Annotated in this window: 18 protein-coding genes; 4 read left to right on the forward strand and 14 right to left on the reverse strand. The window is 38.5% G+C overall.

Translation table 11 applies throughout. The features are described from left to right. Window positions 1-168 precede the first annotated feature (168 nt). Window positions 169-312, forward strand: coding sequence for a hypothetical protein (locus ACSQ8P_RS17135; protein WP_436236256.1), 144 nt, complete (start codon window positions 169-171; stop codon window positions 310-312). 60 nt (window positions 313-372) lie between these two features. Here the strand turns inward: ACSQ8P_RS17135 and ACSQ8P_RS17140 are convergent, their stop codons facing one another. After that, on the reverse strand, window positions 373-891 hold the full coding sequence (locus ACSQ8P_RS17140) for a hypothetical protein (protein ID WP_436236257.1): 519 nt from the start codon (window positions 889-891) through the stop codon (window positions 373-375). 480 nt (window positions 892-1,371) lie between these two features. On the opposite strand from ACSQ8P_RS17140, the gene ACSQ8P_RS17145 reads away from it, so the two are divergent. Beyond that, window positions 1,372-1,965: a hypothetical protein gene (locus ACSQ8P_RS17145; protein WP_436236258.1), complete on the forward strand. Its 594-nt coding sequence runs from the start codon at window positions 1,372-1,374 to the stop codon at window positions 1,963-1,965. 348 nt (window positions 1,966-2,313) lie between these two features. Here ACSQ8P_RS17145 and ACSQ8P_RS17150 read toward each other — a convergent pair whose 3' ends face one another. The 8 genes from ACSQ8P_RS17150 to ACSQ8P_RS17185 all read right to left on the reverse strand — a co-directional run bounded on the left by ACSQ8P_RS17150 (window position 2,314) and on the right by ACSQ8P_RS17185 (window position 8,678). Continuing rightward, window positions 2,314-3,096 (reverse strand): class I SAM-dependent methyltransferase, encoded by a 783-nt coding sequence (locus ACSQ8P_RS17150; RefSeq protein WP_436236259.1) that lies wholly within the window; start codon window positions 3,094-3,096, stop codon window positions 2,314-2,316. Between the two features lie 141 nt (window positions 3,097-3,237). After that, entirely contained in the window at window positions 3,238-3,561 is a 324-nt protein-coding gene (locus tag ACSQ8P_RS17155; protein WP_436236260.1) for a hypothetical protein, read from the reverse strand. A 69-nt stretch (window positions 3,562-3,630) separates the two neighbouring features. Next, window positions 3,631-4,197, reverse strand: coding sequence for an NUDIX hydrolase (locus tag ACSQ8P_RS17160; protein WP_436236261.1), 567 nt, complete (start codon window positions 4,195-4,197; stop codon window positions 3,631-3,633). An 81-nt stretch (window positions 4,198-4,278) separates the two neighbouring features. Further along, on the reverse strand, window positions 4,279-4,779 hold the full coding sequence (locus ACSQ8P_RS17165; protein ID WP_436236262.1) for an NUDIX hydrolase: 501 nt from the start codon (window positions 4,777-4,779) through the stop codon (window positions 4,279-4,281). A gap of 157 nt (window positions 4,780-4,936) precedes the next feature. After that, window positions 4,937-5,794 (reverse strand): hypothetical protein, encoded by an 858-nt coding sequence (locus tag ACSQ8P_RS17170; RefSeq protein WP_436236263.1) that lies wholly within the window; start codon window positions 5,792-5,794, stop codon window positions 4,937-4,939. A gap of 243 nt (window positions 5,795-6,037) precedes the next feature. Then, the gene (locus tag ACSQ8P_RS17175; protein ID WP_436236264.1) at window positions 6,038-6,463 is read right to left on the reverse strand and encodes a hypothetical protein; all 426 of its coding nucleotides are present in this window, start codon (window positions 6,461-6,463) and stop codon (window positions 6,038-6,040) included. A gap of 213 nt (window positions 6,464-6,676) precedes the next feature. Next, the gene (locus ACSQ8P_RS17180; protein WP_436236265.1) at window positions 6,677-7,177 is read right to left on the reverse strand and encodes an NUDIX hydrolase; all 501 of its coding nucleotides are present in this window, start codon (window positions 7,175-7,177) and stop codon (window positions 6,677-6,679) included. Between the two features lie 622 nt (window positions 7,178-7,799). After that, window positions 7,800-8,678, reverse strand: a complete 879-nt coding sequence (locus ACSQ8P_RS17185; protein WP_436236266.1) for a methyltransferase domain-containing protein — start codon at window positions 8,676-8,678, stop codon at window positions 7,800-7,802. A 289-nt stretch (window positions 8,679-8,967) separates the two neighbouring features. On the opposite strand from ACSQ8P_RS17185, the gene ACSQ8P_RS17190 reads away from it, so the two are divergent. Next, complete coding sequence (locus tag ACSQ8P_RS17190; protein ID WP_436236267.1) at window positions 8,968-10,233, forward strand: IS110 family transposase; 1,266 nt, start codon at window positions 8,968-8,970, stop codon at window positions 10,231-10,233. 168 nt (window positions 10,234-10,401) lie between these two features. Next, window positions 10,402-10,551 carry a hypothetical protein gene (locus tag ACSQ8P_RS17195; protein ID WP_436236268.1) on the forward strand — a complete coding sequence of 50 codons (150 nt, stop codon included), beginning with the start codon at window positions 10,402-10,404 and terminating at the stop codon, window positions 10,549-10,551. 114 nt (window positions 10,552-10,665) lie between these two features. Here the strand turns inward: ACSQ8P_RS17195 and ACSQ8P_RS17200 are convergent, their stop codons facing one another. The 5 genes from ACSQ8P_RS17200 to pyrE form a co-directional block, all read right to left on the reverse strand. Further along, window positions 10,666-11,256 (reverse strand): nucleotidyltransferase domain-containing protein, encoded by a 591-nt coding sequence (locus ACSQ8P_RS17200; protein WP_436236269.1) that lies wholly within the window; start codon window positions 11,254-11,256, stop codon window positions 10,666-10,668. Window positions 11,257-11,410: 154 nt separating this feature from the next. Then, window positions 11,411-11,797 carry a DUF4362 domain-containing protein gene (locus ACSQ8P_RS17205; protein ID WP_436236270.1) on the reverse strand — a complete coding sequence of 129 codons (387 nt, stop codon included), beginning with the start codon at window positions 11,795-11,797 and terminating at the stop codon, window positions 11,411-11,413. 201 nt (window positions 11,798-11,998) lie between these two features. Beyond that, window positions 11,999-12,295: an immunity 53 family protein gene (locus ACSQ8P_RS17210; protein WP_436236271.1), complete on the reverse strand. Its 297-nt coding sequence runs from the start codon at window positions 12,293-12,295 to the stop codon at window positions 11,999-12,001. Between the two features lie 212 nt (window positions 12,296-12,507). After that, window positions 12,508-13,176 (reverse strand): HAD family hydrolase, encoded by a 669-nt coding sequence (locus ACSQ8P_RS17215; RefSeq protein WP_436236272.1) that lies wholly within the window; start codon window positions 13,174-13,176, stop codon window positions 12,508-12,510. Window positions 13,177-13,279: 103 nt separating this feature from the next. Continuing rightward, window positions 13,280-13,951: an orotate phosphoribosyltransferase gene (pyrE, locus tag ACSQ8P_RS17220; protein WP_436236273.1), complete on the reverse strand. Its 672-nt coding sequence runs from the start codon at window positions 13,949-13,951 to the stop codon at window positions 13,280-13,282. Window positions 13,952-13,987 lie beyond the last annotated feature (36 nt).

Consider the following 13,987-nt stretch of genomic DNA (forward strand, 5'->3'; position numbering starts at 1 on the left):
CTCACGTAAGTTGGCGTATTCGCATTCGCAGGAGACAAAGAAAGCACGGAGTATCGGGATACATTACGCAAAAGGGCTCTGACCCGTTCCGTTAGAAAGACCGACCTCCACCCCTTAGATAGATGTGACGAAGGAATGAGAGGGCTATTGACCCGTCGAGACATGGGAGTGAAAATCACTAAGGGCATCGTGGAGAATACGTGCAGCATTTGGAATGAATTGGGTGAGTTAGCTTCACCTCTGTTCCCGCATGCCTTTTTAACGACACGTCCTAATATTTCCCGCTCTCTTTCATTCATTATTAACATCTAAGAGATGAAATCCTGCGAATAGACGAGCTTGCGTGAGGAAATCAAATCATTCCGAGGGAGCTTAATGCTCCAACTTTTGAATAATCTTTAATGAAGGGAATGAAGATGGCGGATTCACCTTTGCAGCATAAAAATATGGAGCATCTGTTACGCCCATTTGAAATACTACCCCCGAAGTAATTTCGATAAATTCTTTGAGTTTGGAGATAACCTCGCTCCTATTAACCTTTTCAGAAACTCTTGATAAAAAGCACAGATGAATGAAATGTTCGTCTTTTCGCGTATTTATGGAAAAAGTCATTTCGTAGTCAAAAGCAGCCTGATTAAAATTATCAGGTAATGAATAAAGCATAATTGCTGAAATGATTTCTTGATTCTTTATAGATTCAACAAGTCTTTTCTCCGTTCTTTTATAAGTGGTTATTTTACCACCATTAAAAGAGCCGCCCACTATTCCAAGGTGGGTTAATTCAAGTCCACTTGCATGAAATATGTCCTTTCCGAAACTGTATAGTCTGATTAGAGAACTTGGACTTGTATCTATTTTTCCATATAGCACAATTGATTCGCTCATATTCATGATATGTTGGTTCCCCCTCATGAAGACAAAAACCTAAATGATTATTCTCTACTTTAACTGAACTATCCTGCCCGTTAGCTCAATAGGCTACCAACTTGCCATCAACCAACTCAGATAACATTTTTAACAATTGCTTCTTGTTGATTCATTTTGTATAGTGGCAATGTACTTTGTTCTTGTCCAAAAATTCAGTTATAGGTATAAGTTCTTGACTATATTTACGGTAATAGTTATATGTTCTTGTCCAAATAATCGGCATAAGCTATATCTTCTTAGCACCATTTTTTTACAAGTGTGAGATGTGCGAAGGCCCTTCCTCATGCCAGACTGAGATCTCGATGATAAAACAACCATCGCATAATAATTAATGTGATGGCTAACGAAAACGTCGTCCAAGCACCTGTTGCCTCCGATGCATACAAATAATCCGTTACCACAACTCGTATTGTGGAGATTTTAAGTAATCAGAGGAGGTGCTTGATGAGTTTTTTTCATCGGAATAGGAAATGTAGGAGAGTAAGGCCGGGTCAGACGCTGCCCCTTGCAAATGTGAACTCTCTCAGGATCACATCCATCAGGGCTTTGCGTCTATATCGGAGAATCGCAACGGACCGGGCTTTCACTGCACGATTGGCAGCGCTGCTCAAAGTTTCACCCATCGAAGTGGAAAAGCTGATCCAAACCTTGTATGCCAGGCGGATTGTTGTAACAGGACTTGGCGGATTCTTTGTCTGCTTTGCGTCGCCGAGTCCGACCAATTGTTTCGGAGCGTTTTCATTTGCGATCAGAACACCGGCTCCCAATGCGGGACAGCTTAGAATCATCGCTCAAGCAGTAATCCCGTTGTATCGAAGAATCTCTTTAGATCGCGTCTACGCAGCAAGGCTTGTCCGGGCGATCAACATGAATAATGCGGCAGTTCTCTCGAAGGCAGTCCGCGAAACAGTAACAGCACCGCAGCTCGTTCGTGTCGAGATTACCCGCGAGCAGCCTTCTCCGGAATTTGAAGCCGACATCGGATTCAGTTTGTTTTTCCGCTTAAATAATAGTCTTTATTACAGCATAATAGCCTAATTAAGGGACAGATCTCTTCAAAATGACCACTGGAATCCAGAATCCAGTGGTTTTTTTCATTATTCAACACTGTCATCAAGTTCTGGAAGCAGAACTACGATTTCTTGCTCGTTGGGATCCGTACGTGAGTGTACGGACGCCTCAATCTTGCGTACCCTTTGGGAGAGATTTGCATTTCGCTCCTCTTAACTCAGTCTGGCATGATGAAGCGGAGCGGAACTCCATCCTGGTTGCTATGTTTTTCAACGTGCTGTGTCTCTTTTCTATATGATTGACCTTCGTGAAGTAATTGGTCATTTTCAAATAGAATTAATTCATTCCTTTTGAATCCACCTTGTTGATTTTGTTTCACTTAATATTTTTCTTTGCATGGAACAAAACAACTGCTTGAGGTTTAATAAGTGTTCCACCATGTTCTTCAATCGCTGTTATGATTTCACCGAATAGTTCAAATCGCACATCTTCGGGAATTAATCTATGTCTAGAATTGGTGTTTAATAACGAGATATATTCATTTGCAGTATAGCTGTGGTTACAAATGTATTGCTTAACTTTCAATTCCTTAAACAACCCATCCTTTAGAGTTAAAACTGACCTTTCATCAATAATTTTTTCAATGGTTGGATTTTGGGAATCATCTAATTGAGGTGCATTTCGCTTATAACTTTCTCTAATTCGATTAGAGACATCATCAAAAGACGGAATATGGATGGTCCAAAAAAAAGCAATGGAACCTTTATCACTGAGCAAGTCGAAGACCTTGCGATAGCCATCTTCTTGTGGCTGAATAAAGTGAAAGGCTGTACCTGATATAGCCAAGTCAAAGCTGCTTTTTTCACCTTTCCAAGTTTCAAATGGGGAATTGATTATGTTAACATTTGGGCTGTTTCTTAATTTTTCACGAGTAAAATCTGCTAGGTTTTGACCTAATTCAATGCAAGTCAAATTATCAAACCCAAAATCAACAAAACCTTTCGTTGCCTGACCTGTTCCACATCCAATCTCAAGGATTGAATCGCTCTCATTTATAGCAGCAAGTTCCAATATGTCAGTAAATAACTGTGCTGGATAACTTGGTCTATACTTATCGTATTCTCCTGCAATTTCATCAAAAGTATTTTTTCTTTCCATTTTAAAAACCTCCCATGTTAGCTATAAGTTCCATTATGCCAATGATAGTTAATTGATGTTTTGGATTCAAGGGATAGGATTTATTAAACAATTCTGCCCCTTCACTGTTTAACTATAGTTCTCCGTTAGTTCAATCCCAAATTACTTGCCCACGCTAATGTCATGACGCATCCCCCTGCTTGCCAACCATTCGACTAATAACTTCTGAATCCTAAATCGTTCATCTAAAGGAATGATTTCGCTCCTACGCTCACTAAGAAAGTAACGCTTGTTGATGTGTTCTGTTTCTCCAAAAACGAGAACATCATATTCTTTTACTGCTGGTATCTCACCGTAAATAACTACAATAGACTGACCTTCCACGAAGTATATGTTTACACCACGACCATGACTACGCCAATGAAATCCCGAATTATTTGGATTGATGATATCCTTCTGAATTTCCCCAAAACCACGATCGTCCATTGAGAACCTCCATTTACCTGAATCAATCTCCATGATGCTATCGTTATCCGTTAGTTAAGTGGTCACACTTTATACTATTTCTGGATGTTTACTAATTAACGTTTTGAGTAGTCGGAGGTGAGGAAATGGTTCCAAGAAAAAATGCAGCGGGAGGGTTTCATTGAACACAGCTTTTCCGCCCGATTCAAGATATTGTCCGAGTGTTATTTGATTCGCTACAATTTTGACAATATCGGATTGATTAAGTAACAAGATACCCTTCGTTTCAGCAGCAGGTACAGGGACATCTTGTGAAATGGCTAAATATATTGGAGTTATTTGATCGTTATCCATTCGTTTCCCAACCAGTATCGGTTCAATGTCACCTTCTTGCCAGCCTCCAGGAATCAATTTGGGATTATCAGAAGCATCATACCAGTATGTAGCTGGGGGTTTAATCGGGGTTAAACGAAGTGTTGCCTCCTCATATGCTTCTCGTGAAGCACACTCCCAACCTGTCTCACCGATTTCTTTGTGACCACCCAATCTAACAACACCTAATGTTGTTCCAGATTTTGTGGGACCAACTTGAAAAGGAAATAAACCAGTTATATTAACATAAACCCCTGCGGTAATAACGTTTTCATTAATATCCATGTAATTACTCCTCTACTACCTTCTTTAGGACAGCTATCTTCAAGCGTCGATTGAGCTATCGTTTGCCGTTAGATGAATGCGTTATTTCTCGAGTACGACCCAATCATCCAATCGCTGAGATTCAAATGGAAATTTCTCAGTCCCTATCCAATCTTTTGCTTGAAGAACAAGTGGTGAGGAATTAGCAGAATTGATTTCTTTAATAGGTACCAAAAAAGCCCCTAAAGAATCTTGCCCTTCAAATTTTTCTGGATTCTTTTTCAGCATTCCAGTTATGTATTGAACAAAATAAATTACAGCTACATGATGAATGTGCGTAGTACCTCGTTTGGGAAGTTCATAAGGGATTAAAAAGTCACAGACACCTAAGTTCCTTTTAATGTTAATGTTGATTCCTGATTCCTCAATAAATTCTCTTTTCACAGCTTCAACTAACGATTCATTTGCTTCAACTGTTCCTCCAGGAAGGTCATATCTCCCAATGTATGGACCATTCCCCTTATGAATGACTAATAGCTTTTCTTCAATCATGCAAATCCCATACGCACCTAAATGCCGATGCCATTTTTCATTTTCGTTCAATAAAAACACCCCGCACAGAGATTATACCACCTCTCTATTATTCTAGAAGATATTCCCAGTAACCTGCCAGTTACTTGAATGAACACCAAAAAGAAGCCGCTTCAAAGTAGCAGCTCCTCTTCCACTAAAGTTCGCCGATAGTTAGTTATGCGATTCATTAATGTTTAAATAGTGCGTCAAAGTTTTGAATTGATATTCCTGGTTCAATCATTATCCCACTTGTTTGGTCTATCGTTCCTGGGCAGTCAAAATCAGTAAAAGCACGGTCTTTAAATCCCTTTTTATAATGAACAACCACATCAAACGAATCATTTGAAGGATCACAACTTTTTGTTTCAATCAATTTATGAGATGTGTTGATATCATTTACAATCGGATTAACTTGATCTCCTTGAAGAACTATACTTCCAAGAACCTTATTTGGAGTTTGCTTTTTAATTATAATTATATATTCTGGATTCACTGAAAGAGGCTGAAATGTCTCGCCGCTAATCTCTCGTTTCCGTTTGTCGTAAAAGGTTTGGTAAGCTTTTTCATAATCATTTGGGTCAAAGTTTACATCATTGCTGCCAAATCCCATACCATCATATAGTTGAACTTTGCCTTTTTTAATTACACAAATACTATTTGCATACGTTAGTGATATTCCACTACTTTCATAATTCCGTAACAACAGCATAACTTTCTTACCTTTTTTGGGGAAATTAAAGTCAACACCATTTGTACGCATGATATCTGTTCGAATATCTCGCTTTAATACAATTTCCTTTTGAGCCAAATCGCCCTTTAGAACGGACTCAATTGAAATCGTTACCTCCTTGCGTGTAGCTGTATATTCAGCATTTCGTTTTTTTGAAGTAACGTCCTTTTTAATTTCTCCAACTTCAATATAATCAGAGATACGGATCATATCTTGTGGAGAGAATACGGACATTTTCGCTCTTAACTGCGGTGGAAATGGATTTAACAATGTTAGACAAACCAATACCGTAACACAAAATCCAGTTTTTCTCATACTGTTCCTCCAGCCAAAAATGGGTCTGTTATACAATAACAACATCCCCTGTTGAAGCAACTACTATTCAATATTTAACATATCTGCCCGATAGTTGAGTGGAGCGCTAGAAACGAAAACAAGCGATGGATCGGTTCCATCGCCGCGTTAACGTTATCCGTTAGTTGAATGACCTCTTAGAAATTCGTTGATGTTCTGTTCTCGTTATGCTTTCTTTCAGTGATAGTGTTATAAAGCACTTTATTAAGTTATAACTGTTAATACTATACCAACAAATAAACTAGATATTGTTGTTAAGCCAAATAATTTTAATACCTTTTTTCTGGGAATTCTCCTGTGAGCAGCCCAAATAGTATTAGGTTGAATAAATCCAAAAATTAATAATGTTAATGATATTAAAGATGTTAAAAAGAATGCCGCTGTTATTTCAAGTTTTGTTATCGCAAATGCCAACAACATGCCGAAAACAAGAATAATTGCACTCATAATTAATTGCATTATCTTAATGAAAAACAAAACAAACTTATTGGTTTCCCTCTTCTTAATAGCGTAATATCCATTAATAATATCTCTTTCCAAAAAACTATAAAATCTATTCTTTCTTCGTGACTCTTGTCTTGAGATTTTTTTCATTTCTTTTGTAAATTGTTTTTGTATTTTATTACTCATACTTGTCCCACCTTGACTTGTCTAAGTAACGAACTTACACAATACTAAATTAATCGTTAAATAAACTATTCGCCAAAAACAGAATATTACCTTTTTTTGTAAAACGGTTTACTCTACATTACTGCCCGTTACTTTAACGGACAACGGCAGCCGATCGTATACGGGCTGCCGTTGTGTTGTGCTTGAATTATCATTCCCAGTTAGATGAATGCGTTATTTCCCGAGTACGACCCAATCATCCAATCGCTGAGATTCAAATGGAAATTTATCAGTCCCAATCCATTCTTTTGCTTGAAGAACAAGTGGTGAGGAATTAGCAGAATTGATTTCTTTAATAGGTACCAAAAAAGCCCCTAAAGAATCTTGCCCTTCAAATTTTTCTGGATTCTTTTTCAGCATTCCAGATATGTATTGAACAGAATAAAATACAGCTATATGATGAATGTGCGTAGTACCTCGTTTGGGAAGTTCATAAGGGATCAAAAAGTCACAGACACCTATGTTACTTTTAATGTTGATGTTGATTCCTGATTCCTCAATAAATTCTCTTTTCACAGCTTCAACTAACGATTCATTTGCTTCAACTGTTCCTCCAGGAAGGTCATATCGCCTAATGTATGGACCATTCCCTTTTTGAATGACTAATAGCTTTTCTTCAATCATGCAAATCCCGTACGCACCTAAATGCCGATGCCATTTTTCATTTTCGTTCAATAAAAACACCCCGCACAGAGATTATACCACCCCTTTATTATTCTAGAATCTAATCCCAGTATCCTGCCAGTTAGACACAATAGGCTGCACGCAGCAGCCTCGATGTTTGGGATTGAACTATCGTCTCATGTTAGCGTAATCACTTCTTGAATTTTTCTGGGTTTTTAACCTTCATTGAATTTACCTCTCCGCAATCTAAGCAAATGGTAAGAAGAAGCGGAACACCTAGGCTAAAGAGCTTATTTTTAGGATGAACATTACCTTCGCCTCTTGTTTCACCTTCACCAAAATTAGTTCCACCACAGTTTATACAAGGTCTCATTAATCAAAATCCTTTCCCAAAAAATCTTGAGTTTATTATGTTTCTTATGTAATTTTCGCCTTATTGAAAAATCTAATTTTTATCAATTACTTTCTTCCTGTCCAGTCTTTAGAGAAAATATCAATTAGCAGTTGGGAATCCAGCAACATAAAGTACCGAATAAACTGCTCCAACAATGCCCAAAAACACTGTAAAAACCATCTAATATCCCCCTTGCAAACTTTCCAATATTAAGGTATTCGCGAAGTGGATTAAACTGTGCCGATAGCTTAATGAGGATTCCACTTGTTTAGATTGGTATTATCGCTCGATAACCCCAGTGGTAATCTTCATATTTGCAGAATAGGTCAGAAATGCGTCGTTCTTAAACATTTTCGACAAAAATGATTCCAGTTTGTACTCATTCTGCGCCTCTTCATATGTAGCACCACGGTTAACTAAGTTTGCAATAAACGGTTCTTCTTCTCCAGGATCAGCTCCAAATCCATCTTCCTTTAACGAGCTGTAAAGAGCTTCCGTTTTCCAAGCCTCCGAATTGGGATCTAAAAAATTCACTTTATCGCTGACCCTGCACTCTATTTGCCTAACCCCTAGTTGGCTCAGATAAACAGGTATCTTTATACCAACATTACCATCTTTGCCACTGCGTTGCGCGTCTCTTTCATATAACTTCTGCAGAAATCCCAACTGTACAACATCCGATGAATTGTGCCCATCAAGGTAATAGCTTGACATGCCTGAGATCCAGTGAGGCTCGAAACATATAATTCTGCCTCGATCCACCAAACAGCCTATCATTTTTTGAAGAATTTCCTTCTGATTTTCCACATGCAGTAAAAACGCATGACAAACTGCTATATCATACTCTTGTTCAAAATCTACCTTCTGAATATCACCGAGGACAAATTGGGTTTTATATGGAGCCTCCTTATAAATATCCTTTGCATGATCAATTAATTTGTTACCAACATCGCCCCCCGTGTACGTTGATTCTTCTGGAAGCAATGGTAAGAGCTTGGTTCCCATATATCCATAACCACACCCAAAATCGATGACTCGAACAGGAGATGTAATTTTCCAAACATTCTTTACTAGGAATTCAAAATAATCATCATTGTAATATAACCACCTGGTCTTACTTAAATAATCGATTTTACTATCCCAATAGTATTCGCTCATTCGGATATCCCCTTCAAGATAAATTAATCAGCCAATTAATCAGTCTTAATTTTACCACTTCCTTCTACTTATGAGGGGAATTTTCCCACTATACTGCCCGTTAGCACAGCAGGCCACCGAGATTATAATCGGCAGCCTGCTTGATCTTATTTATGGAACTATCGTTATCCGTTAGATTCCTGTAGATGGATAAATTCCAGCTTTGTAAAAAAAGGAGCGCCTCTGTACGATGGAAGTACGCTACGGGTCAAAAGCCCTTTAATTCCATCATCCAGGAGGACGCTCTACTATGAAGTTTAAATCACAAGATAAGCAAAATCAACTCATTGAAAACATTACCGTTAATCATATTGTTGTAGGTGTAGACATTGCTCAGGAGGCTCATGTAGCTAGAGCCGTTAACTTCCGTGGTGTCGCTCTCGGTAATCCTTTAGAGTTCAGTAATGACGAAGATGGTTTCAAATCCCTCGACCGTTGGATTCGCGACTTGTTAGTTTCATTTAAACTAACCGAAGTTATCGTTGGTATGGAACCGACTGGTCATTACTGGCTAAATCTTGCCGGATGGCTCAAAAACAAAACCATTGAAGCCGTACTTGTTAATCCTCACCTAGTCAAAAAGAACAAAGAAAACCGCGACAATACACGTTCTAAAAGTGACAAAAAAGATGCATTAGTTATTGCCGACATGGTGAAAAACGGCTACTACTCCCCTGTCCGTTTCCACTCGTCTGAGTATGAAGAGCTGCGAATACTTATGGCTAACCGCGAAACAGTCGTTAAAAGACTCGTAAGTACCGTCAACCAGATCCACCGCTGGGTCGACATTGTTTTTCCTGAACTCAGACAAGTCTTCAAGATCTTAACTTGTAAGGGGGCATTGCTAAACCTTCGGCTTTTTCCGCTCCCGGCTGAGCTATGTAAACTAAGTCCTGACGATGTAATTAAAGGATGGCAGAAATCAATGAAGAGGCATTCTGGTGTGCGTAGAGCTCATCTACTCATCGATCTTGCCAAACAAACTGTTGGTTCCAAGCAGGCATCACATGCTTACAAACTCCATCTAGAACAGCTCCTAGAGGAGCATGACTTAGCTACTAAACAACTGCAGAGGATTGAAAAAGAAGCTAAAGACGTTGTTAAACGAATCCCCTATTCAGGCAAAATCCTTGCCATTACTGGAATAAGTGCAATTGCACTAGCTGGTATTCTAGGAGAGTCTGGAGATCTTAGAGGTTATGCGCACGGGAACGCTCTGCTCCGTCACGCAGGGCTTAATATAACCGAAGCAAGCTCTGGGAAATGGAAGGGACAACTGAAGCTCAGCAAACGAGGTCGTCCACGACTGCGTCACTTTCTCTATTTAATTACGATGTGTATGGTCATGAGTAACCAAGAATTTAAAGCCTTACATCGCCATAATGTTGAAGTAAAGAAGCTTAAAAAGATGAAATCTATTATGAAGTTATGTGGAAAGCTAGCTCGACTCTTAGTAGGAATGGCCCGTAGTGATGAAGCCTACAACCCCGATAAAATCTTTGCAGTAGCAGCTTAAAATATACCTTATCTCACGTAAGTTGGCGTATTCGCAGGAGACAAAGAAAGCACGGAGTATCGGGATACATTACGCAAAAGGGCTCTGACCCGTTCCGTTAGAAAGACCGACCTCCACCCCTTAGATAGATGTGACGAAGGAATGAGAGGGCTTATGACCCGTTGAGACATGGGAGTGAAAATCGCTAAGGGCACCGTGGAGAATACGTGCAGCATTTGGAATGAATTGGGTGAATCAACTCCACCTCTGTTCCCGCATGCCTTTTTAACGACAAATCCTAAAATATCTCGCTTTCTTTCGTTCATCATCAATATCTAAAGAATGAGATCCTGCGAATAGACGAGCTTGCGTGAGGAAATCAAATCATTCAGAGGGAGCGTGATGACCTGACCTATCATCATTGTCAACACACTGAATCTCTTATTACAACTATCAATTTAACTCCGCTATTATTCGATGCAATATCTTTTTGCTATCTTCGTCTTTTGGTCTAGGCTTCCTACCAATTTGTTCGTAGACCTTTTTTTCTTCTAAAAGTTGTCTTGGGTTTAATACAAGAGCCGTTATGTTCAACATAAGACTTTGTAGTAACAAGGAATCAGACCGCCATACCCACTCGGGTAAGCCATTCATAATAAGACTTCCATCATTGGTACTGGTTATATAGCCAAAAGTAATGTCTACAACATCCTTACGGAAATCGGACTGCCTACCACGAAACTGCTCATGCACAGGTGTTTGTTCAAAGCCAGCTTCGGTAAGAGCCTGTTCTAACTGCTCTCGGTTCTGTATCCATGTTATCAAGTCTATATCGTCATGTGGACGGGTGACCTTGCCAAGTAAAAAATCGATTGCCCATCCGCCACGCAACCAGAACTTACATTCGATCGATGCACATATTGCACTGATTTCGTTTAACACCTTTAATTGTGACTCTGTTTGAGTACCGAAATGTGGATTTATCAGGTCGCTCACAAAAACACCTCGATTTTTATAGGCAGGGATTTCATAATTTAAGAACATCACAAAATAACTATTTTTGAAGTGTTTAATAAATTGGGTAAATTATCCTGCCCAATTATTGGGCAAATCTGCTCGTTAGTTGGGAAAAGGGCTGCAACGCGGCAGCCCCTTCGATAATAAACTATAGTTTTTCGTTAGTTTAATCCATTTCCAGTTACAACTTTTCTTTTCTAAAAGACAGAATTCTAAGTTGGTCATCATCCTTGTAATTTTTACATTTTGATAATTCAACATCTATAAAATCACTATCTCTTTCGTGTATTCGAATTAATTTACAGACATATTCCGTCTTGCCTTTGTATGTACTCCATGCATCTCGTGAGTTATCAACTATCCAATTTATTTCTTTACCATTTGAAATTACGTCATGAATGGCTGGCCCGCTATCCATTCCTGGTTCTATAATCATTAGATTGTCTCCTTGGCCCTCATTAAATCTTGTTACCATTTTATCAACTCGTTCAAGGTCAGCTCTGTCAAGATGAAAAATAACTGAGTTGGTAGCAGTATCGTTCACTTTATTTGATTGATTTACAAACACAAAAATGAAGACAATCAAAGCAATAATTATGAATGTCTGAGTTATAATTAAAGTTTTTTTGGATTTAATATTTTTACCTCCTTCAAAGTTTTATTTACATTCTTTTACGAAAACGGCGAGAATATGTTGCGCTAAACTGCCCTATACTTCAATGAAAACGGGAACAGATGCCGTCCACTGCGATCTGCTCCCGTTTTTGAACTAAAGTTCACCATGCTCTACCCAATCTTTGAAGATTAAAAGAATTTCTCCTAAGTTTTGAGGACCACAACGCGCTTCAAAGTACCCTTCTTTCAACCTACAATGTATCCAATCATGTTCGGTTCTTTCTTTGACCCAACTTTCAAATGGTTTATTTTCTAATGTAGTTTCTTGCAAATTAATGCTGACACTCCAACCGGGATTATCAAGCGTAACGATTTTAATTCCATAACCATGTTCCCAATCTCCATCACACTGTGATAAATACCAATCTTCCAACCATTTTATTAAATTCAAATTGAAATCCCCCTGAACTATTTCATTTAATAATTAATTCAAAAACTAACATTCAATATTCCTTCCCGTTACTTCACAGAAACCAAGGAGCAGCTGCCGAGTGGCGAGCTGCTCTTTGGTTATTGCGCTATCGTTCCCAGTTAGTTCAATGAACAAGGCACGATTCTAGTAATCGTTGTTGTATACTTGCCTTGATTCATGATTAGTCAGACTTACAATAATGATAACAATTGATTTATTGAATCTATTTGGTACGATGGTTCATCATGTCCTTCAGTCCACGGATGGATGCCACGTATCCAGACTGGAGTTAATCCAGCAGAAGATGAACCAAGGATATCATTTACAGGATGGTCACCGATGTACCAAGTGTCAGAAGCACTTATATTTATTTCTTCAAGTGCAATAGCATAAATTTTCTTATCTGGCTTCTTTACGTTCACTGATTCAGAAATAATAATGGTACTTAGATACTCACGAATACCTAATGTATCTATTTTTTTGTTCTGTGAGAATGAGCCACCGTTCGTTATAATTCCAAGTATTATGCCATGTAATTTTAGGTTCTCCAACACTTCGTACATGCCTGCCGTTGCTACACTACAATGAGGAAATGTTGAAGCCCAATGCTCACTAATTCGGAAAGATTCAGGAGGTTTTTGTGCCCAAGGTAGTTCCTTTGTTAGGAGAGCAAAAACCTCTTCCCTTGAGCGATATCCATTTCCGTCCGCAGTTTTCAATAATTGATAGACCTCTTCAGGAGATATGTTGCTTAAATAATTGCGAAAACTCTCCATAAATGCATAACTATACTTCATGAGAGATTGGCTTCTATCTGTCAAGGTTTCATCAAGGTCAAAAAGAATTGCCCTAGGTGCCATTCGTTAACTCCTCTCGATGTGTAGTACAAAAAATACTATTTTAAATCGTTCTTCTCCATCTATCGTTTCCGTTAGTGAAATTGAAACTGAGAACGTGTGTAAGCTATCTAACTCCATAAAGATTAAGATAATCTTCCATTTTATTTTTCATTAATCCATCAATTACAATTTTTCCATCAATTTCGCGATTATGTAGATATGTGAGGACATCCTCTATGGTTACAATGGCACTGGTGTGTATACCATAATCATCATTTAATTCATGAATCGTTGATTTATTGCCCAAACCTCTCTCCAATCGATCGACTGAAACGATTAAATTTGTGATCTTTACGTCCGCTGTGTTGTTAAGTAATGTTATACTTTCTCTTACAGCTGTACCCGCGGTTATTACATCTTCAATGATTGCAATACGATCGTTATTTTGAGGTATATACCCAATGAACTGCCCTCCTTCACCATGATCTTTTTTCTCTTTTCGGTTAAATGTTACTGAAATATCTCTATTGTATTTATTATATAGAGCAGCAGCAGAAGCTACTGCCAAAGGAATCCCCTTGTAGGCAGGACCAAACAGAACATTTACTGATAGATCCAATTGAGATTGTATACAATCAGCATAGTATTCGCCTAAAGTAGCGATTTGCTTCGCAGTTTGAAAGTTCCCTGTGTTTATCATGTATGGTGTCTTTCTACCGCTCTTGGCTACAAAGTCACCGAATATGAGAACATTTGATTTAACCATAAATTCAATAAAATCACCTTTAATGCTCATTTCAACATATCCCCCTAAAATGATAATACTTCTCTC

This window comes from Paenibacillus sp. LjRoot153, from assembly GCF_964253085.1.
GTDB lineage: Bacteria > Bacillota > Bacilli > Paenibacillales > NBRC-103111 > Paenibacillus_E.

Excerpts from the sequence above, each read along its gene's own strand:
- ACSQ8P_RS17140 (WP_436236257.1), bottom strand. The coding sequence starts at position 891 with ATGAATATGAGCGAATCAATTGTGCTATATGGAAAAATAGATACAAGT.
- ACSQ8P_RS17145 (WP_436236258.1), top strand. The coding sequence starts at position 1,372 with ATGAGTTTTTTTCATCGGAATAGGAAATGTAGGAGAGTAAGGCCGGGT.
- ACSQ8P_RS17150 (WP_436236259.1), bottom strand. The coding sequence starts at position 3,096 with ATGGAAAGAAAAAATACTTTTGATGAAATTGCAGGAGAATACGATAAG.
- ACSQ8P_RS17155 (WP_436236260.1), bottom strand. The coding sequence starts at position 3,561 with ATGGACGATCGTGGTTTTGGGGAAATTCAGAAGGATATCATCAATCCA.
- ACSQ8P_RS17160 (WP_436236261.1), bottom strand. The coding sequence starts at position 4,197 with ATGGATATTAATGAAAACGTTATTACCGCAGGGGTTTATGTTAATATA.
- ACSQ8P_RS17170 (WP_436236263.1), bottom strand. The coding sequence starts at position 5,794 with ATGAGAAAAACTGGATTTTGTGTTACGGTATTGGTTTGTCTAACATTG.
- ACSQ8P_RS17175 (WP_436236264.1), bottom strand. The coding sequence starts at position 6,463 with ATGAGTAATAAAATACAAAAACAATTTACAAAAGAAATGAAAAAAATC.
- ACSQ8P_RS17185 (WP_436236266.1), bottom strand. The coding sequence starts at position 8,678 with ATGAGCGAATACTATTGGGATAGTAAAATCGATTATTTAAGTAAGACC.
- ACSQ8P_RS17190 (WP_436236267.1), top strand. The coding sequence starts at position 8,968 with ATGAAGTTTAAATCACAAGATAAGCAAAATCAACTCATTGAAAACATT.
- ACSQ8P_RS17195 (WP_436236268.1), top strand. The coding sequence starts at position 10,402 with ATGGGAGTGAAAATCGCTAAGGGCACCGTGGAGAATACGTGCAGCATT.
- ACSQ8P_RS17200 (WP_436236269.1), bottom strand. The coding sequence starts at position 11,256 with ATGTTCTTAAATTATGAAATCCCTGCCTATAAAAATCGAGGTGTTTTT.
- ACSQ8P_RS17215 (WP_436236272.1), bottom strand. The coding sequence starts at position 13,176 with ATGGCACCTAGGGCAATTCTTTTTGACCTTGATGAAACCTTGACAGAT.
- pyrE (WP_436236273.1), bottom strand. The coding sequence starts at position 13,951 with ATGAGCATTAAAGGTGATTTTATTGAATTTATGGTTAAATCAAATGTT.